This window comes from Halomonas sp. NPDC076908, assembly GCF_050269715.1.
Lineage (GTDB): Bacteria > Pseudomonadota > Gammaproteobacteria > Pseudomonadales > Halomonadaceae > Vreelandella.
Map to the genome: position 1 here is coordinate 18,875 of NZ_JBNNIW010000035.1, position 19,672 is coordinate 38,546.

The following is a 19,672-nucleotide window of genomic DNA, read 5'->3' on the forward strand; positions in this document are numbered from 1 at the left end:
GCCAGTTAACCGATAAGGGTTAAGAAACCACTGATTAATACTCGCTGGCTTGCGGCACACCTTCTGCTTCTAGGCGTTTACCTACTTCAGCGGCTTTGGCCTGAAAATCAGCGGGGGAATATCCTGCCTCTTCTAACGCCTGCGCCACTTCTGGTGGCATATAGTTCTCATCATGACGGGCGAGCACTTTATCGGCATATAGACGACCATCGCTTTGCAGTTCACCGACCACTACTACGCCTTGGCCTTCACGGAATAGATCCGGCAGAATCCCGCTGTAGTAAACCTGCAAGTCATCCACGTAGTCGGTCACGGTAAATTCAACGTCGAGACTCTCAGGGTCACGGGAAACGGAACCCTCTTTCACCATGCCGCCCGCACGAATTTGCCGCTCCATAGGGGCATCACCCTGGGCTATCTGTACCGGGCTGAAAAACAGATTGATGTTGGAGCGCAGCGCATACAGCGTTAGCCCGACGGCAATGGCCGTTAGTGAAACCAAGCCCAAAATGACGAATAGCTTCTGTTTACGTTTAGGCGTCATCGCGCATTCCCCCTTCCACTGAATTAAATTGGGCGGCATTCTGCGGCGCCGCGCTTGTTGAGCGGGCTCTTTCACGCCGCACCCGGCGTTTCACGCCATTAATCAACTGACGGTATTCAACCCGTGCATGCCAAACAATTAACAGCAGCAGCAGCGCCGTTACGCACCAAGCAGACCACACATAGGGCGCATGACCACCCATCGCTAAGAATTCGGCAAAAGAGGCAAATGCCATTAACGCTTCTCCTCTACTTGGCCTACTACCATATCTTGCACCCAGCGCTTATTTGCTTCACGTCGCAGAATTTCGCTACGGGTACGCATCAGCGTTAGGGCAATAAAAAAGCTGTAGAAACCCAATACCATTATCGCTAGCGGTAGCCACATTTCGGTGGGCATCGTGGGCCGAGAGGTAAGGGTAAAGGTGGCTGGCTGGTGCAGGGTGTACCACCAGTCCACTGAATATTTGATGATTGGGATGTTGATCACACCGACCATGGCAAGCACTGAGGCTGCCCTTGATGCACTATCGCGACTGGTAAAAGCACCACGCAGGGCAATCACGCCTAAATACAGAAACAGCAGGATCAGCATTGAGGTGAGACGCGCATCCCACATCCACCAGGTACCCCAGGTCGGCACCCCCCAAACGGCGCCTGAAAACAGCGCGACAAAGGTCATGCCCGCACCTAAAGGTGCCATTACCGCCGCCGCCATATCCGCCACTTTAATTTTCCAGACCATAAATACCAGGCCTGATACCGCCATGGAGATAAAAATTGACTGGGCTAAAAAGGCCGCTGGCACATGCACGTAGATAATCCGAAAGCTGTTGCCCTGCTGGTAGTCGGCAGGGGCGAACGCCAGCCCCCACAGCGTTCCCGTGACCAATAGCAGTGCTGCTGCGGCCCAAAACCAAGGCTGTAATTTGGCACTAATGCCATAGAACCACTTGGGTGATCCCAGCTTATGTATAAAGGCCCACATAGCGAGTCCTATCCTTAACCGTTAATACTGATACGCAGCGATGCCGCAATTGCCCACGGCGCCAACATCAGCGCAGCGGCGAGCAGCGCGCCCAAAATTGCCAAGTGTGCAGACACACCGTCGCCCAAAATAGCGGCCTGCACTGCACCTGCGCCAAAAATTAATACCGGGATATACAGTGGCAATACCAGCAGTGACAACAACACGCCACCACGGGCCAAACCGACGGTTAACGCCGCGCCGATGGCGCCAATCAGACTTAAACTGGCCGTCCCCAATGCAAGCGACACCGCCAGCACCGCGTAACTACCCGCTGGCAGTGCCAGCATAATGCCCAACACTGGCGCCATCAGCGCCAATGGCAACCCGGTCAGCAACCAATGCACCGCCACTTTTGCCAAACTCAGCGCAGCCAACGGCTGCGGTGCCAATAGCAGCTGCTCTAGGCTGCCGTCGTCATAATCACTGCGGAACAGACTATCTAAAGAGAGTAGCGCGGCTAATAGCGCTGCCACCCATAGCAAACCTGGCGCGATGGTCGCTAACAGTTCAGGGTCTGGTGAAATAGCGATTGGAAATAGCGTGATCACCAGCGCAAAAAATACCAGTGGATTTAACACCTCGCCACGGCGTCTAAGCAGTAGCGTCAAGTCACGTATTAGCGTGGCTTTTACCGCAATCATCAACCCACCATTGTGCTCTAGCAGTGGCCTAACCGGCGCCGCCATAGCGCTATCTGATCGACTTGCAGTCTCCAGTGATGAACGGTGCCCGCTTGTCTCGTGCAGCCCTGTCTTATGCAACCGTATCTCCTTCTAAGCCAGCGCTATGCGCCTCAGCAGTGGGGAGGCGGTTAACTCGTGGTGAGTGGTAACTATTACGCAGCCACCTGCCTGAGCATGGGCGATCAGTTGCTGTTCAAGGGCCGCCACCCCGTCTCGGTCAATCGCGGTGAACGGCTCGTCCAGTACCCACAGCGCACGCGGCGTTAAGGTTAAGCGTGCGAGTGCTACCCGCCGCTGCTGCCCGGCTGAAAGCTGCCCTGCGGGCACGTCCTCAAAGCCCGCTAAACCCACATTTTCTAGCGCTTCAAGACGCTGTTCTTCGTTATCACTGCGCTTGTTACTGGTGCCACCAAAGTGACTTGCCCCACTAAGCGCCTGATACCAAGCTAAATTCTCTAGAGGAGTTAGGCCTGATTTAATCCCTGGGGCGTGTCCTAGATAGAGTAAATTGGCGAGAAAATGTTCACGCGCATCCTTCATCGCCGCGCCATTCCAGAAGAGTTCGCCTTGGTAGTCGCCGAGCTGCCCGGAGAGGATTTTAAGCAGCGTTGTTTTGCCACTGCCGTTTGGCCCTTCAATACGGACGATCTCACCGCTGCAAATATTGAGATCGAGCCCCTGAAATAACCAGCGATCATCACGTTCACAGGCCAGTTGTCGGGCTTCAAGACACAGGCTCAAGAGACTCTCCAGGCACATTGATTTCGCGTAGAACTCTACACGGAAAGCCTCTTTCTCGCCACTCACACGATGCGGCGCTGAGTCGCAGCGTGATCTCAGTCAAATTGTTTTAAGACTAAATAGCGGTAGCACTGTATGCAAAAACAGGTTTATACTAAAAACCACTGTATGAAAAAACATGCAATGGAGATTATCCTGATGACCATATCGATGGCAGCACCTACCGCTAAGCTTAATCACTTGCACTCAGTACCACGTACTTATGCGCCGACACCCAGCATGACTCGACGCAATACGTATGCACTTAAAGTTCGTGGTAACCGCATGTGTGATTGCAACTTATTCGATGGCGATGTCATTATTATTCGACGCTATCAACACGACACCCAGACAGAAACCGCTGTGGCTGAAATAAACCAGCAGCAAATTGTCTTGAAACAGCTCTCAATCAGCCGCTTTGGCGTGGAGCTATGGCCTGAAGATACTCTGCGGCCTGCGCTGTTTTTACACAACCAGGATATTCAGGTACTCGGCATGACAATGGGTGTTGAACCTTACGCTACCAAGCATTCCGTTACGGAGCATTAATGCGCTACCGGGTTCCAGACTTACCCCCTTTAACATGGCACATGGCTGACATCGAAGTAGAGAAGAGCCAATTTTTGACCTGGGTTTGTCATGCCCCCGAAATAGATGCTTTTAATACGCTCCTGGATGCTGCAAAAGCTGCGCATCCCAGTGCCAGTCACCACTGTACTGCTTATATTGCGGGGCCTCCTGGCGAACAAAATCTGATCGGCTTTTCTGATGATGGTGAACCTGGCGGTACAGCGGGTCGCCCGATGTATCAGGTTTTACAAGGGAGCCAGCTAGGCCAAATTGGTTGCGTCGTCACCCGTTACTTTGGCGGCACTAAGCTTGGCACTGGTGGCTTAGCCCGCGCTTACGCCCAAGCCGTCAGCGTTGCACTGGAAACACTGCCTACTCGCGAAGTGATTGAGCGTGATGCTTATACGCTACGTCTTACCTTCGCTAATGAAGCGATTGCCCGCACCTGGTGCGATGAACTCGACATCCCGATTGAGCAAGCCAATTACGATGGCGAAGGCGTCCGCCTGACTATTGGTTGGCCTCGGGACAACCCACTTGACCTTTCGCCGTTAGAAAACCGCTTGAAGAGCGCTATTGAGGTTCTCTCTGCACCAAAGCCATGAAGCATCAGGACGAAAGTGCCCCACATGTCATTGCGAGGAGCTTGCGACGCGGCAATCTCGTCCTGCGGTGGCACACAAAGCCGAGATCGCCGCGCTTCGCTCGCGATGACAGAGAACTAGTTAACCAAGGTACTTAATCATTACCCCTGCCGCGACCGCTGAACCAATTACCCCCGCCACGTTGGGCCCCATGGCATGCATCAGCAGAAAGTTATGCGGGTTAGCTTCCAAACCTACTTTATTGGCTACCCTCGCGGCCATTGGCACGGCAGAGACACCCGCCGCACCAATTAAGGGATTAATCGGCATGCGGCTGACCATATTCATTAGCTTCGCCATAATCACACCCGATGCCGTACCAATGGCAAAAGCCACAATGCCCAATGCCATAATGCCGAGTGTCTCTAAAGCCAAGAAGCTTTCGGCCATTAGCTTAGAGCCCACAGCAAGCCCCAGCACAATGGTCACAATGTTGATCAGCGCGTTTTGCGCAGTATCACTGAGTCGCTCTACCACACCACACTCGCGCATCAGGTTACCAAAGCAGAACATACCCAACAGCGGTGCAGCATCAGGTAGAAACAGCGCCACTAATATCAACAGCAGCAGCGGGAAGACCACTTTTTCAAGCTTGGACACGGGACGTAGCTGCGTCATCTTGATCTGACGCTCTTTTTGAGTGGTCAACAGACGCATGATGGGTGGTTGAATCAGCGGTACTAACGCCATATAGGCATAGGCCGCCACTGCGATAGCACCTAAAAGCTCCGGTGCCAACATGCTGGAAACGTAGATTGAGGTCGGCCCATCGGCCCCACCGATAATACCAATCGCCGCAGACTGATTAAGCGTGAAGTCCATCCAGCCCATTGCCGACATGGCGACGGCTCCAAAAAGCGTCGCGAAAATACCAAACTGAGCGGCAGCCCCCAAAAAAAGCGTGCGTGGATTGGCCAACAGCGGGCCAAAATCCGTCATGGCCCCCACGCCCATAAAGATAATTAGCGGCGCTATGCCCGTAGTGATCGCCACGTTATAAAACACATACAACAGGCCATCGCTGTAGCCCGCATACGAGGCAATATCATGGGCAGCGCGCAGTTGGTCAGGCGAAATGCCGCTATCTACCAATTGCTTGAGCGTTTCACGCCAAACACCCACTGATGCCAGTGGGTCTAGCGTGACACCCAATGCCGACGCAATCTGTTCAAGCACCACCGGCCTTGCCACTTCAATCGCCTGATCCAGCGCTGAAATGGCAAGACCGGCCTCGGGGATATTGGCCAAAATACCGCCAAAGCCAATAGGTACCAGCAGCAGCGGCTCAAACTTTTTATAAATAGCCAGATAGAGCAGCAGGATACCGACCGCCACCATGACCACCTGGCCAAGCTCAAGATTATATAGCCCAGAGCCTTCCCATAACGTCACTAATTTATCCATTACCGGATGCCCTTAGAGCTCGACCAGCGGATCGCCTACGGCTACGCTGTCGCCCTCGCTAACGTTAACCTTTGAAACCGTACCGGCACTGCTGGCACGCACTTCGGTCTCCATTTTCATCGCTTCAAGGATGATGACGACATCACCTTCAGCAACCTTGTCGCCCGGGCGTACATTGACCTTAAAAATATTGCCGGCCAATGGTGCGTCGATGCTTTCACCACTTCCACCCGCGTTAGGTGACGGCGCCTCATCTTTCGTTGCGCTAGCAGGGGCTGCGGCTTGCTCCTGAATCTCGCCGATTTCCCCACCCTCACTGACCTCGACCACATAGGCCTTGCCGTTGAGTTTGACGGTATAGGTTTCCGGCCCACTGGCAACTACGGCAGGCTTGCTTTCCACCTTGTCAGGCGCTTTCTCAGCGCTTGCTTGCGCCACTTGTGGCACAGGTTCGAACGCATCCGGGTTATCGCGGTTTTTCAGGAATTTCAAACCAATTTGGGGAAATAACGCATAGGTTAAGACATCATCTACTTCGCGCGCGCCCTCTGCCAGACGGATGCCCTCGGCGCTGGCTTTTTCTTTAAGTTCTTGCTCTAGGCGCTGCATTTCAGGCGTCAGGTTATCCGCAGGGCGGCAGGTAATTGGCTCACCACCCTCAAGCACCCGCTTTTGCAACTCAGCGTTAAAGGGCGCAGGGGCAGCGCCATATTCACCTTTCAGGAGCGCCTGCACTTCTTTGGAAATCGACTTATAACGCTCACCCATCATTACGTTCATGACGGCTTGAGTGCCAACGATTTGCGAGGTAGGTGTCACTAACGGAATAAAGCCGAGGTCTTCGCGCACGCGAGGGATCTCGCTCAGCACATCGTCCAGCTTATCGCCCGCGCCCTGCTCTTTCAGTTGACCTTCCATATTGGTCAACATGCCGCCCGGCACCTGAGCAATCAAAATACGCGAATCGATACCGCGCAGCGAGCCTTCAAAGGCAGCGTACTTTTTACGCACTTCACGGAAGTAGCCGGCAATATCTTCTAGTAGCTCCAGATCCAGGCCTGTGTCACGGCCGGTATCTTTAAGCATCGCTACAACAGATTCGGTAGGGCTATGTCCATAGGTCATCGACATGGAGGAGATAGAGGTATCGACGTTATCAATCCCTGCTTCTACCGCCTTCAAAATGGTCGACGTAGAAAGACCTGTTGTTGCATGGCAGTGCAAATGAACTGGAATCGACAGCTCTTTTTTAAGCCGCGTGACCAAATCAAATGCCGTATAAGGGGTAAGCAGCCCCGCCATATCCTTGATAGCCAGCGAATCTGCCCCCAAACCCGCAATGGTTTTGGCGAGGTCGACCCAGCTATCCAGGGTATGGACCGGACTAACGGTGTAAGAAATAGTGCCTTGGGCATGGCCTGCGACATTGCGAACCGCTTGAATAGCGCGCTCTAAATTGCGCGGATCATTCATCGCGTCGAATACACGAAACACGTCTACGCCGTTGGTTTTAGCGCGCTCGACAAACTTATCTACTACGTCATCCGCATAGTGGCGGTAACCCAATAAGTTTTGCCCACGCAGCAGCATTGCCTGGGGTGTATTGGGCATCGCCTCTTTCAGCGCACGAATGCGCTCCCATGGGTCTTCTCCCAAGTAACGGATACAAGCGTCATAGGTAGCGCCGCCCCAGGTTTCCAGCGACCAGTAGCCAACGCGATCAAGTTTCTCAGCGATCGGCAACATATCGTCGAGGCGCATACGTGTCGCAAACAGCGATTGGTGGGCATCGCGCAGCACGACATCGGTGATGCCTAGGGGTCGTTTTATATCGTTCATTATCTTGGCTCACAGTAGAGAATTGTAAGTTTGTAGTAAAAATAACAAAAAAAGGAAGAATTAATGACGCCGCGCCTTGCGATAACGATGCACTGCAGCACTAATGACCGCTATCACCTCGTCATTTTTAGCAGAAGGTGTGGCAGACGTAGCCGCTGGTTTTGTTTGGCCTGATGCCACAGGGGCTGGTTGGAAGCGCCCTATCAGCTTGGACATTAGCGTCACGCTAATGACTAAAACGGTAAGAAATACAAAAACAAACCCCATTCCAAGCGCCATTAGCGCCAGCCCGTCCTGTAACAGTTCTGAATCCTGCATACGGCGCTCCTAAATATCTACCGGTCTCTATCCGTGCTTGTGCACAACTTAAATGTGCATCATTACGCTTACGCTGTGAAAGGCGCTTGGCGCAGTGAGGGGAATACACTAACCTGCCACACCCAGAATAGAATGCAATGGCGCGATAGTGGAAGTCATGGTTGTTAATTTACTACAAAGCGGCAAAATCGGACTAGCCCCCATGGAGGGGGTTATCGACGCACTCACTCGGGATCTATTAACCCGGGAGTCAGGATTTGATTGGACGGTCACTGAATTTGTCCGCGTGGTCGATGCGCGTCTGCCACCCAGAGTGTTTTATAAACACTGCCCAGAGCTTACACAAGCATCTGTCGCCACACCTAGTGGCATTCCAGTTCATTTACAGCTGCTTGGCTCTTCTCCAACAGCACTGGCAGCCAACGCGCGTCAGGCGCTCGCCCTGGGTGCGGTGAGCATTGACCTTAATTTCGGCTGTCCGGCTAAGCTGGTTAACCGTCATGATGGCGGCGCCTCGCTATTGCGCCAGCCCGACCGCGTCTATCAAGCGGTAAAAGCCGTTTCTGATGCGCTGGAGGGAGAGATCCCGGTGACGGCTAAGATTCGCCTGGGTTTCTCCAATCGTCGCTTAGCCGTCGCCTGCGCCCAGGCAACCGAGGCAGGGGGAGCGGCTCAGCTGGTAGTGCATGCGCGTACTCGCGATGAGGGCTATCGCCCACCGGCACACTGGGAGTGGATCGGTAAGATTCGTCGTCACGTGAGCATTCCGGTTGTAGCTAACGGTGACATCTGGACACTGGAAGATTACTGGAAGGCTCGCACGCTATCAGGGTGTCAGCATGTCATGCTTGGTCGTAGCGCACTGGCAGACCCTTGGCTTGCCCCGCGCATTCGCCACTGGCAGCAAACCGGTGAACGGCTACCTGAAAGCAGCTGGGCAATGCGCGCCAGCGTGCTAATGGAATACGCAAACCTGCAGCGCCAACAGTTGCCTGATCGTGTCGTCGTATCGTTGGTGAAACAGTGGCTTGCTCAGATGCGCCAGGGTAGTGGCGAAGCTAATGAGAACTTTCAGCGGGTAAAACGCATTACTGAACTAGACCACCTACTTAAGAACCTCGTGGTCGACTAGTCAGGCTGCTAAAACACAAGCACCAAGATTCGTTAAATCGACCTACCAAATCACCCATAGCCAAAAAAAAGCGCCCTACCGCAAAGCGGGGGCGCTACACACGATCGCAAGACCGGGGCGCGAGCCACTACCGGTCAGGCTACAAACAGGTTTAAAGAGTTGAAACAGAAAACCCGCTCTCGTAAGAGAACGGGTTTAGAATCTGGCGCGCCCGGGAGGATTCGAACCTCCGACCCCCTGATTCGTAGTCAGGTACTCTATCCAGCTGAGCTACGGGCGCATAACTATCAACAGTGCTTCTAAGTAAGCATTTCAAGCTGATTGCAAACTTCTTTCAAACTACTTACTTTCAAAAACAGGTAAGAAGGTGGCGCGCCCGGGAGGATTCGAACCTCCGACCCCCTGATTCGTAGTCAGGTACTCTATCCAGCTGAGCTACGGGCGCTTACCTTCTAACGTGCAGTTGGCGGAGAAGGAGGGATTCGAACCCTCGATAGGGCTATAAACCCTATACTCCCTTAGCAGGGGAGCGCCTTCAGCCACTCGGCCACCTCTCCTTAACGGCACGGCGCGAATATTACCGATTTAGGATTCTTATGTCCAGTCTTTAACCGATTTTTTTCGCGCCAGCCTTACCTTACGTCTTAAACATCAACTTATGATGAAAGCACGTAAGCCCTACTCTGCTTCACTTTCACTATTTCTTTCGCGCTGAATACGCTGGTAAATCTCTTCACGGTGTACCGCAACATCTTTTGGTGCGTTAACACCGATACGTACTTGATTGCCCTTCACACCTAGAACGGTAACGGTTATTTCATCTCCGATCATTAGGGTTTCGCCAACACGGCGAGTTAGGATGAGCATGGCTGATCTCCTTTTCAGACGTTTTTATACAACGGGATATGTCAACCGGCGATAACATCATGCGATTATGCTGCACGATATTGTCTATCACCAAAGCTCCGGCTCCATGACACCTTAACCTCCCGTTGAAAGAAAGCTCACCACCACACGGCAGCAAGTACCCCTTCAGCGTAGAAGGTTTAGGACATAAATGTTATTCAGATTCGATATCTGTCTTATCTAAACCAAAAGCTTTGTGTAATGCGTTGACAGCAAGTTCCATATGCTTCTCATCAATCACTACTGAAATTTTAATTTCAGAGGTAGATACCATACGGATATTGACGTTCTCATCAGCCAAGACGCGAAACATTTTCGATGCCACGCCAGCATGGGAGCGCATGCCCACGCCCACTAATGAAACTTTGGCGATATTATCATCACCGCGCAATTCACCGCCACCCAAGTCCGGGATCACCGTCTCTTCAAGCAGCTTTTTGGTAGCTTTATAGTCACCCTTAGCTACCGTAAAGGTGAAGTCGGTATAGTCTCCGGCCGGTGCAACGTTCTGCACGATCATATCAACTTCGATATTGGCATCGGCGATCGGACCAAGAATACGTGAAGCAACACCCGGCACATCCGGTGTATTGAGCAGCGTCAGCTTGGCTTCATTCTTGGTAAAGGCGATACCGGAGATCAGTGGTTCTTCCATAGCGTCCTCGTCTTTGTCTGCTTCTGCAACAATTAGGGTACCGGGACCGTCTTGAAAACTAGACAGCACCCGCAGTGGAACATTGTATTTACCGGCAAACTCGACCGCGCGGATCTGTAACACTTTAGAGCCCAGGCTTGCCAGCTCCAGCATCTCTTCAACGGTAATGCTCTCTAAGCGCTGGGCTTTCGAGCATACGCGCGGGTCAGTGGTATAAACACCATCAACATCGGTGTAAATCTGACACTCATCAGCGCCTAGCGCAGCCGCCAAGGCCACCCCAGTGGTATCAGAACCACCGCGCCCTAGCGTCGTGATATTGCCGTCTTGATCGACACCCTGGAAACCTGCTACAACCACTACCTGCCCTGCGTCCAGATCGGCCTTCAAGTCTTCAGTTTCAATGCGCTGGATACGTGCTTTGGTATAAGCACTGTCGGTATGAATACCCACCTGAGCACCGGTGTGCGAAGTGGCTGGCACGCCAATTTGCTGAAGCGCCATGGCGAGCAGTGAAATGGTTACCTGCTCGCCAGTCGATAGCAGCATATCCATTTCACGCGGCGCGGGGTCCTCGTTAAGTGCCTGAGCCATATCGGTAAGACGGTTGGTCTCACCGCTCATTGCGGAAACCACGACAACAACCTGGTGGCCTTGATCGCGGAAGCCCTTAACCTTTTCCGCCACGGCCTTGATACGCTCGACAGAGCCCACCGAAGTGCCGCCGAACTTCTGTACGTATAGTGCCATATGCCGTTTTTCCTATGCGTTCGGGAATGGAGGGTGAAATTTTATTAATTTGTTAATAAATAAGGCCGATGACAATCATGCCACCGGCCTTGGGGTTTAGCTAAGCGCGTTTTCCAACCATGCCGGGACGCTCTTCAACGCATCCGGTAGGGCGTCGGGTTGACTACCCCCAGCTTGGGCCATATCCGCACGACCGCCGCCCTTTCCACCCACCTGGGAAGCAACATGATTGACTAGTTCACCGGCTTTCACTCGACCAGTGAGATCCTGGGTTACCCCAGCGATCAGACTCACTTTGCCCGCTGTTTGATCCGCAACGCCGAGGATAATGACTCCGGAGCTTAGCTTGTTCTTAAGCTGATCAAGGACGCCGCGTAGATCTTTGCCCGACACGCCATCTAGCTGAGTGGCCAATAGCTTAACGCCGTTGATTTCCTGCACCTGACTCAGCATGTCGCTACCCGCAGCGCTAGCCAGCTTGGCCTTAAGCTGCTCAAGCTCTTTTTCTAAGCTACGGTTACGCTCAACCAGTGATTCTACCCGTGCTTCGACTTGCTCTGGCTTGGTCTTTAGGCGTTCACCCAAGCGCGCTAGACGGGCTTCTTGCTCGCGGAAGTAAGCTAGCGCATTTTCACCGGTAATCGCTTCGATACGGCGAACCCCGGAGGCGATGCCCACCTCACTCATCACATGGCAGCAGCCGATATCGCCACTGCGCGACACGTGGGTACCACCGCACAGCTCGATAGAGAAGTCGTCGGCACCAATGGTCAGTACGCGAACGTTCTCGGCATATTTGGCCTCAAACAGTGCCGCAGCTCCTTTGGCTTTGGCTTGCTCCAAGCTCATTTGCTCGGTTTTGGTCGGCGCATTAGCCAGGATCTGCTCATTGACCAGCCGCTCGACTTCCGCCAATTGCTCGGAGGTCATCGGCTCAAAGTGGCTAAAGTCGAAGCGTAGTCGCTCCGCATTAACCAGCGAGCCCTTCTGCTGCACGTGATCACCCAGCACCATGCGCAGCGCTTTATGCAGCAGATGAGTCGCCGAGTGGTTTCGGATCGTCGCCGTGCGCAGGCTGGCATCTACTTCGCCACGCACACTGCTTCCTACACTCAACGAGCCCTCCACCATGATGCCCTGATGAAGGTGATGACCACTCTGTTTCTGGGTATCGGTGACCTGGAAACGACCGCCCTCTACGTAGAGGTAGCCGGTGTCGCCGACCTGACCGCCCGACTCACCGTAAAAAGGCGTGCGATCTAGCACCACAGTACCCTTCTGCCCTGCTTGCAATGCGCTTAGCGCGTTGCCTTCACTGTCGACCAACGCCATTACTTCGGCCTGATCGTCTAACCGATCATAGCCAGTGAACGCCGTCTGGCCATCCAGCTCAATAGAAGCACTGTAGTCGGCGCCAAACTGGCTGGCCGCCCTGGCGCGCTCGCGCTGGGCCTCTAACGCTTGCTGAAAGCCGGCTTCGTCTAGGGTAACGCCGCGCTCACGACAGACGTCGGCGGTGAGATCGAAGGGGAAGCCGTAGGTATCGTAAAGTTTAAACACCGTCTCACCCGGCAGAACCTTGCCATCGAGTTCGGCCAGGGCCGCATTCAAAAGCCCCATACCGTGGTCCAGGGTGCGCGCGAACTGCTCCTCTTCTTTCAGCAGAACACGGGCGATTTGCTCACTGGCTTCGCGCAGCTCTGGGTAAGCGTCGCCCATCTCGGCGTCTAGCGCGTCAACTAACTTATGGAAAAACGGCTCGACCGCACCCAGCTTGTGACCGTGACGAATCGCGCGGCGGATAATCCGGCGCAGTACATAGCCACGCCCCTCATTGGAAGGCAGCACACCATCGGCAATAAGGAAGGCGCAGGAGCGAATATGATCAGCAATGACGCGCAACGAAGGCGTAGCAGTATCCGCGTGCCCCGTGGCTTTAGCAGCCGCCTGCAGCAAGTTCTGAAACAGATCAATCTCGTAGTTGGAGTGCACGCCCTGCATAACCGCGGCAACACGCTCCAAGCCCATACCGGTATCGATAGAGGGTTTAGGTAGCGGGTTTAACGTGCCTTGGGCATCGCGGTCAAACTGCATGAATACCAAGTTCCAGATTTCGATGTAGCGGTCACCATCCTCTTCCGGGCTACCAGGAGGGCCACCCCATACCTCTGGACCGTGATCAAAGAAGATTTCCGAGCTTGGGCCGCAAGGGCCTGTATCGCCCATCTGCCAGAAGTTATCTTCGTCCAGCTTGGAGAACCGCTCAGGGTCAATGCCAATCTCATCTTTCCAGATGCGCTCGGCTTCGTCATCGCTGATATGCACGGTGACCCACAACTTCTCTTTAGGCAGGCCCAGGGTTTCGGTTAAAAATACCCAGGCAAAACGAATGGCATCGCGCTTGAAGTAGTCACCAAAGCTGAAGTTACCCAGCATTTCAAAGAACGTGTGATGACGTGCGGTATAGCCGACGTTGTCTAAATCGTTATGCTTGCCGCCTGCACGTACGCAACGCTGGGCAGAAGTGGCGCGTACATAAGGGCGCGGGTCACGGCCAAGGAACACATCTTTAAACGGCACCATGCCGGCACTTGTGAACAGTAGCGTCGGGTCATTGCCCGGCACTAAAGAGCTGGTAGGTACAATCGTATGCCCCTGCTCTGCAAAGAAGGTGAGAAAGGCCTGTCTTATCTCTGCGCTTTTCATAGGGTATCCGTAACAAGAAAGCGTGATGTCCCAGGGCGCTGTCGCCGCTACCCTAAGGGGTCGCAAAGGCGCCATTATAGCGCAGTTGTCAAACGACTAAAGCCGCACTTAGTGGCAAAGAGGCAATCAGTCGTCAAACAAGTGTATTAGAGGGCGTTTAGAAAGGTAAGCAATGGGGGCATTAAAGGCAGGAAAGCGCGTAACGAATTTGCTCAAAATCGAAGCCACGACTGGCAAGAAAGCGCTCGCGTCTTGCGCGCTCTTTGGGGCTCTCGCCGGGGGAAGTAAAGCGTCGCGCCAGGGTTTCCCGGGCGAGTTCAAACCAATCAACCTGCTCACTCTCTTCTACCGCTGCAAGGGCGGCGTTAAGCGTCTCTTGATCAACACCGCGCTGACGTAACTCACCTTTGATCCGGATAACCCCTTGGCCACGAATAATGCGCGAGCGCACAAAACTTGCTGCAAAGCGAGCGTCGGACTGCAAGTCTTGCTCTATCAGGGTATCCAGACATTCATCAATGGTGGCATCGTCGAAAGTTTTTTTCTTCAGTCGCTGCACAAGCTCGGCGCGAGAGTATTCGCGCCGAGCAAGCAAACCAATCGCGATGTCACGAGGAGAAGCATCGCGTGGTGAGTTAAAGGCCATCAGATGGCCTTTGCTAGAGCTGTCTTACAACAGATCGTCATCACCAGCATCCAATTCAGCAGGCGCTTCGACAGCGGCATCTTCTTTCTTGGTATCTGGCTTGGCCAACAGCTGTTCACGAATCTGCGTTTCGATCTCAACCATGATTTCTGGATGCTCTTCCAGATACAGCGCTGAGTTAGCCTTACCCTGACCAATCTTCTTGCCTTTATAGCTGTACCAGGCACCCGCTTTATCGACCAAGTTGCACTGTACGCCTAGATCAATCACTTCACCGGCGTGGTAGATACCTTTACCGTAAAGAATCTGGAACTCTGCTTGACGGAACGGCGGCGCCACCTTGTTTTTGACCACTTTAACGCGGGTTTCGTTACCGGTGACTTCATCACCGACTTTTACCGAACCGGTGCGACGAATATCCAAACGCACACTGGAATAAAACTTCAGCGCATTACCGCCCGTGGTCGTTTCTGGACTACCAAACATAACGCCGATCTTCATACGGATCTGGTTAATGAAGATGACTAAGCAGTTAGCATTTTTGATGTTACCGGTGATCTTACGCAGTGCCTGGGACATCAAACGTGCCTGCAGACCAACGTGGGAGTCGCCCATTTCGCCTTCAATTTCAGCACGTGGCGTCAAAGCAGCTACTGAGTCGATAACAATCACGTCAACACCGCCAGAGCGCACCAGCATGTCGGTGATTTCCAGTGCCTGCTCGCCGTTATCCGGCTGAGAAACCAGCAGGTCATCAAGATTAACGCCGAGTTTTTCAGCGTAGCTTGGGTCAAGCGCGTGCTCGGCATCAACGAACGCACACACTTTGCCCTGCTTCTGTGCCTCAGCAATCACTGAAAGGGTCAGGGTCGTTTTACCCGACGACTCGGGTCCAAAGATTTCGCAGACACGGCCAAACGGCAAACCGCCAATGCCGAGCGCGATATCCAGGCCCAATGAACCGGTGGAAACCGATGGCATGACCACACGCGGTGCGTCGCCTAGACGCATAACGGTGCCTTTGCCGAACTGACGGTCGATTTGGCTGAGTGCAGCGTTTAGCGCTTTAGAACGGTTGTCATCCTGAGCCATTCAGAGATTCCTCATAACGAACTGTATAATTAGCCAGTAGTATGCCAAAGATTGTCCCGTAAACAAATCCTCGATCACGCTTTATCGCAATTATTTCTTCTTGCTTGCTTTCGCACGCGCATCCAAACGCGCCACCAGACCGGCCAGCGCCTGACGCACGGCCTGCTCACGTACTGCCTGACGGTCGCCGGGAAAATGGAAGCACTCGGCCTGCTGGCTGCCTGTATCACCCCAGGCCAGCCATACCGTCCCCACCGGCTTATCCGCACTGCCGCCATCGGGCCCAGCAACACCGCTAACGGCAACGCCCAAGCCTGCACCACTATCACGACAGGCGCCTAACACCATGGCTTTCACCACTTCTTCGCTGACCGCCCCGTGCGCTTCCAGTATAGCCGCTGGTACGCCTAACAGGCGGGTTTTCGCCGCATTTGAATAGGTCACATAGCCGGTCGTGAAGTAAGCTGAGCTGCCAGCCGTCGAGGTGATGGTGCTGGCAATGCCACCGCCAGTACATGATTCAGCGGCAGTGACTTCCACGTTCAACTGCTGACAAAGACGCCCCAGGCGCTGAGCCAGCAAGGTTAAATCCAAATTTTTTAGACTAGATACACTGGGCACTATCGTCGCTCCTTCAAGTGAGTCGTCAGTTCAGCGTAGAATACTGCGTTTAGCTTTCAAAGAACTTGCACATGCCGTAAGTCGAGACGGCTTACGCTACGCTCAATCAGGATGCCCATGTCACAGGCCTTCCCCCCCAACACGCCAATGATCACCCAATATTTAAAGATCAAACGCGAACACCCCGAGGTACTACTGTTCTACCGAATGGGGGACTTTTACGAACTATTTTTTGACGACGCCAAGCGCGCCGCCGCTCTATTGGACATCACTCTCACGCAGCGCGGCCAGTCAGGTGGCAAACCGATCCCCATGGCGGGCGTGCCGTACCACAGCGCTGAAGGCTATCTAGCTCGCCTGGTCGCCGGCGGCGAGTCGGTGGCCATCTGTGAGCAGATTGGCGACCCAGCCACCAGCAAAGGCCCCGTTGACCGCCAGGTGGTGCGTATTGTTACCCCCGGCACGCTCCACGATGAAGCACTGCTGGATGCGCGCCGTGACAACGTACTGGTGTCCGTTTCCCCCGGCAGAGATAGCTGGGGCCTTGCCTGGCTGGAGCTTTCCAGCGGCCGCTTCAATGTACTGGAAGTGGAAAGCGAAGCGGAGATGCTAGCGGAGCTTACTCGCCTCTCCCCCGCCGAGCTGCTGGTACCTGAAAGCCTGTCGCTACCCGATGCCTGGTCGCAAAAACGCAGCCTGCGCCGCCAGGGCGAGTGGCTATTTGACCTGGAGAGCGCTACCCGTAGTCTCTGCGATCAGTTTGAAGTGCAGGATTTACGTGGCTTCGGCTGCGCGCATTTAACCACCGCACTGATTGCGGCCGGAGTGCTGATTGATTACGCCCGGGATACCCAGCGCTCGCGTCTGCCCCACGTGACCGCGATCAGCGTTGAGAACCGCGACGACGCCGTGGTCATCGACGCCGCCAGCCGACGTAATCTAGAAATCGATATTAATCTGGGTGGCAATAGCGACAACACTCTGGCCAGTGTGCTGGATACCTGCACCACTGCCATGGGTTCACGACTGCTTAAGCGCTGGCTCAATCGACCATTGCGCCAGCGCGAGATCGTACAGGCTCGTCATGCGGGGGTGGCGCTACTAAGCCTGGAGGCGGCTTATATGCCACTGCGCGAGACGTTGAGCGACGTAGGTGATGTGGAGCGCATATTGGCACGCGTAGCGTTGTATAGCGCTCGCCCGCGCGATTTGGCTCGCCTGCGCGATGCACTGGTAACGCTCCCTCAACTGGAGCAGCAGCTCAGTGAGGTAGAGAGCGGCAGTGCCTTAGACAACCTGCGCCCGCATATTCGCCCCTATCCAGAAATGGCCGATATGCTCAGCCGAGCGCTGGTCGAGAACCCGCCAGTGGTCATCCGTGATGGCGGCGTGATTGCCGATGGCTTCGATGCTGAGCTCGATGAGCACCGCGGCATGGCCGAAAATGCGGGCGACTATCTGATTCAACTAGAGCTTCGTGAGCGCGAACGTACTGGGCTTGCCAATCTAAAAGTCGGTTATAACCGGGTGCACGGCTACTTTATTGAGCTGCCGCGCTCCCAAGCCCAACAGGCGCCCGCTGACTATATTCGCCGCCAAACGCTGAAAAACGCCGAGCGCTTTATTATTCCCGAACTTAAGGAGTTTGAAGATAAGGCGCTTTCGGCCAAGTCACGAGCACTAACACGGGAAAAGTGGCTTTACGACCGCCTGCTTAGCGATCTCAACGAAAGTCTTCACGCGCTGCAAAGCACTTCTCAAGCGTTAGCGGAACTTGATGTGCTGTGCGCTTTTGCCGAACGGGCAGAGGCCTTAAACTGGGTTCGGCCAACATTGAGCGGGGCCACAGGTATACACATTGAAGCCGGACGCCACCCGGTGGTCGAGCAGGTTAGTGAAGCGCCCTTCGTACCCAACGACGTAACGCTCAATCCTGATCGGCATATGCTGATTATTACCGGCCCCAATATGGGCGGTAAATCGACCTATATGCGTCAGACGGCACTGATTGCTCTGCTTGCCCACTGCGGCAGCTTTGTTCCCGCCGATGCCGCGGAGATCGGCCCACTGGATCGGATATTTACCCGCATTGGCTCATCGGATGACTTGGCTGGTGGCCGCTCTACCTTTATGGTCGAAATGACCGAAACCGCCAATATCCTTCACAATGCCACCCAGCAAAGCTTGATCTTAATGGATGAGATTGGCCGTGGTACCAGCACCTTTGACGGTTTGTCCCTGGCCTGGGCAAGTGCGGAATACTTGGCGAAAGGACGTGCGCTAACCCTGTTTGCGACTCACTACTTTGAGATGACGGCGCTGCCTGAGCACGCTGAAGGCGTCGCCAATATCCACCTAACGGCTACCGAGCACGGCGATAGCATTGTATTTATGCATCGCATTGAAGCAGGCCCCGCCAGCCAGAGTTACGGTCTACAAGTAGCGCAGCTAGCGGGGGTTCCTGGTCATGTGATTAAACGCGCCCGCGAGAAGCTGATAAGCCTGGAGCAGCGCGATGTAGCAAACACGGCACAGATGCCGCGAAACGCTCCACAGCAAAATGATCTATTTGCTGCTGCGCCACACCCGGTGATTGAGGCGCTTGAAAACGTCGATATAGATGACTTAACGCCACGAGCAGCACTGGCGCTGTTGTATCAATGGCGAGAGCTGATCTAATGGTGCTAATGGCCATATGGCGCTTGCCGCCGGGTAAGCGCACCTCTAGAATGTCGCTCAAACTTTTAGCTTATAAAAAACGGCTGATTTATAACCATTCACGATTGATCATGGCCGAGAGATACTCGGCCCTGCAAGAGGGATAGCAAGATGACGTTTGTCGTTACCGAGAACTGCATCCAGTGCAAATACACCGACTGTGTGGAAGTCTGCCCGGTCGACTGCTTCTATGAGGGTCCGAACTTCCTGGTCATTCATCCAGACGAGTGTATCGACTGCGCGCTGTGTGAGCCCGAGTGCCCTGCTGAGGCGATCTTCTCTGAGGATGAACTGCCCGATGGGCAAGAGGCATTTATTGAGATTAATGCTGAAATGGCAGATGTCTGGCCTAATATTGCCGAAAGAAAAGACCCGATGCCCGACGCCGAAGAGTGGGATGGCAAGCCAGGCAAACTTGAGAAATTAGAGCGCTAAGCTCAATTTCCACTTTTTAAAACCAGCGCTTCTTTTTAAAACAAGCGCTGGTTTTTTATTGGTTTGCCATAACCCAGCTATCGCTATACCGCCAAATCGCAGGCAATCGGCATAGGGGCGGTCAGCATGGCTGACCGGTCCCCTGCCACACCACCCGGCATGCGGGTCCGCACCGGGCGGTTCGAGAAGTTAAGGTTATG

At 54.1% G+C, this 19,672-nt stretch carries 19 protein-coding genes and 3 tRNA genes; 5 read left to right on the plus strand and 17 right to left on the minus strand.

The features are described 5' to 3' along the window. Positions 1-34: 34 nt before the first annotated feature. The 5 genes from ccmE to ccmA form a co-directional block, all read right to left on the minus strand. Positions 35-544, minus strand: coding sequence for a cytochrome c maturation protein CcmE (gene ccmE / locus ACQKE4_RS16775; protein WP_427389447.1), 510 nt, complete (start codon positions 542-544; stop codon positions 35-37). Next, positions 534-779 carry a heme exporter protein CcmD gene (gene ccmD / locus ACQKE4_RS16780; RefSeq protein WP_427389448.1) on the minus strand — a complete coding sequence of 82 codons (246 nt, stop codon included), beginning with the start codon at positions 777-779 and terminating at the stop codon, positions 534-536. The genes ccmE and ccmD overlap by 11 nt, the downstream gene beginning before the upstream one ends. Then, positions 779-1,531 (minus strand): heme ABC transporter permease, encoded by a 753-nt coding sequence (locus ACQKE4_RS16785; RefSeq protein ID WP_427389449.1) that lies wholly within the window; start codon positions 1,529-1,531, stop codon positions 779-781. The genes ccmD and ACQKE4_RS16785 overlap by 1 nt, the downstream gene beginning before the upstream one ends. Positions 1,532-1,545: 14 nt before the next feature. Next, positions 1,546-2,259, minus strand: coding sequence for a heme exporter protein CcmB (ccmB, locus tag ACQKE4_RS16790; protein WP_427389462.1), 714 nt, complete (start codon positions 2,257-2,259; stop codon positions 1,546-1,548). 87 nt (positions 2,260-2,346) lie between these two features. Next, the gene (gene ccmA, locus ACQKE4_RS16795; RefSeq protein ID WP_427389450.1) at positions 2,347-2,997 is read right to left on the minus strand and encodes a cytochrome c biogenesis heme-transporting ATPase CcmA; all 651 of its coding nucleotides are present in this window, start codon (positions 2,995-2,997) and stop codon (positions 2,347-2,349) included. A 198-nt stretch (positions 2,998-3,195) separates the two neighbouring features. Between ccmA and ACQKE4_RS16800 the strand changes: the two genes are divergently transcribed. Together ACQKE4_RS16800 and ACQKE4_RS16805 are read left to right on the plus strand one after the other, a co-directional pair. Further along, entirely contained in the window at positions 3,196-3,585 is a 390-nt protein-coding gene (locus tag ACQKE4_RS16800) for a LexA family protein (protein ID WP_427389451.1), read from the plus strand. Next, positions 3,585-4,211 carry an IMPACT family protein gene (locus ACQKE4_RS16805; protein WP_427389452.1) on the plus strand — a complete coding sequence of 209 codons (627 nt, stop codon included), beginning with the start codon at positions 3,585-3,587 and terminating at the stop codon, positions 4,209-4,211. Before ACQKE4_RS16800 ends, ACQKE4_RS16805 begins: the two co-directional genes overlap by 1 nt. 120 nt (positions 4,212-4,331) lie before the next feature. Here ACQKE4_RS16805 and ACQKE4_RS16810 read toward each other — a convergent pair whose 3' ends face one another. The 3 genes from ACQKE4_RS16810 to ACQKE4_RS16820 are packed head-to-tail and all read right to left on the minus strand — an operon-like array spanning position 4,332 to position 7,811. After that, a complete protein-coding gene (locus ACQKE4_RS16810; RefSeq protein WP_427389453.1) occupies positions 4,332-5,654 on the minus strand; it encodes a sodium ion-translocating decarboxylase subunit beta in 1,323 nt (440 codons plus the stop codon). Between the two features lie 12 nt (positions 5,655-5,666). Further along, positions 5,667-7,493, minus strand: coding sequence for a sodium-extruding oxaloacetate decarboxylase subunit alpha (oadA, locus tag ACQKE4_RS16815; protein ID WP_427389454.1), 1,827 nt, complete (start codon positions 7,491-7,493; stop codon positions 5,667-5,669). Between the two features lie 60 nt (positions 7,494-7,553). Then, positions 7,554-7,811, minus strand: a complete 258-nt coding sequence (locus tag ACQKE4_RS16820) for an OadG family protein (RefSeq protein WP_427389455.1) — start codon at positions 7,809-7,811, stop codon at positions 7,554-7,556. A gap of 157 nt (positions 7,812-7,968) precedes the next feature. Here ACQKE4_RS16820 and ACQKE4_RS16825 point away from each other — a divergent pair, with 157 nt between their 5' ends. Further along, a complete protein-coding gene (locus tag ACQKE4_RS16825) occupies positions 7,969-8,943 on the plus strand; it encodes a tRNA dihydrouridine synthase (RefSeq protein ID WP_427389456.1) in 975 nt (324 codons plus the stop codon). Positions 8,944-9,146: 203 nt separating this feature from the next. Here ACQKE4_RS16825 and ACQKE4_RS16830 read toward each other — a convergent pair. The 9 genes from ACQKE4_RS16830 to ACQKE4_RS16870 all read right to left on the minus strand — a co-directional run bounded on the left by ACQKE4_RS16830 (position 9,147) and on the right by ACQKE4_RS16870 (position 16,322). Further along, a tRNA-Arg gene (locus tag ACQKE4_RS16830) sits at positions 9,147-9,223 on the minus strand. 88 nt (positions 9,224-9,311) lie between these two features. Beyond that, positions 9,312-9,388, minus strand: a tRNA-Arg gene (locus ACQKE4_RS16835). 19 nt (positions 9,389-9,407) lie between these two features. After that, positions 9,408-9,500: transfer RNA gene (locus ACQKE4_RS16840), tRNA-Ser, on the minus strand. Between the two features lie 121 nt (positions 9,501-9,621). After that, the gene (gene csrA, locus ACQKE4_RS16845) at positions 9,622-9,810 is read right to left on the minus strand and encodes a carbon storage regulator CsrA (RefSeq protein WP_039180068.1); all 189 of its coding nucleotides are present in this window, start codon (positions 9,808-9,810) and stop codon (positions 9,622-9,624) included. A 193-nt stretch (positions 9,811-10,003) separates the two neighbouring features. Next, positions 10,004-11,254: an aspartate kinase gene (locus ACQKE4_RS16850; RefSeq protein WP_427389457.1), complete on the minus strand. Its 1,251-nt coding sequence runs from the start codon at positions 11,252-11,254 to the stop codon at positions 10,004-10,006. Between the two features lie 96 nt (positions 11,255-11,350). Next, positions 11,351-13,960, minus strand: a complete 2,610-nt coding sequence (gene alaS, locus ACQKE4_RS16855) for an alanine--tRNA ligase (protein WP_427389458.1) — start codon at positions 13,958-13,960, stop codon at positions 11,351-11,353. Between the two features lie 181 nt (positions 13,961-14,141). After that, a complete protein-coding gene (locus tag ACQKE4_RS16860; protein WP_427389459.1) occupies positions 14,142-14,606 on the minus strand; it encodes a regulatory protein RecX in 465 nt (154 codons plus the stop codon). A 24-nt stretch (positions 14,607-14,630) separates the two neighbouring features. Continuing rightward, positions 14,631-15,698, minus strand: coding sequence for a recombinase RecA (recA, locus tag ACQKE4_RS16865; RefSeq protein ID WP_427389460.1), 1,068 nt, complete (start codon positions 15,696-15,698; stop codon positions 14,631-14,633). 90 nt (positions 15,699-15,788) lie between these two features. Beyond that, a complete protein-coding gene (locus tag ACQKE4_RS16870) occupies positions 15,789-16,322 on the minus strand; it encodes a CinA family protein (RefSeq protein ID WP_427389463.1) in 534 nt (177 codons plus the stop codon). A 114-nt stretch (positions 16,323-16,436) separates the two neighbouring features. Here ACQKE4_RS16870 and mutS point away from each other — a divergent pair, with 114 nt between their 5' ends. Together mutS and fdxA are read left to right on the plus strand one after the other, a co-directional pair. Then, positions 16,437-18,998, plus strand: coding sequence for a DNA mismatch repair protein MutS (gene mutS, locus ACQKE4_RS16875; RefSeq protein WP_427389461.1), 2,562 nt, complete (start codon positions 16,437-16,439; stop codon positions 18,996-18,998). A 150-nt stretch (positions 18,999-19,148) separates the two neighbouring features. Further along, a complete protein-coding gene (gene fdxA / locus ACQKE4_RS16880) occupies positions 19,149-19,472 on the plus strand; it encodes a ferredoxin FdxA (protein ID WP_290839740.1) in 324 nt (107 codons plus the stop codon). Positions 19,473-19,672 lie beyond the last annotated feature (200 nt).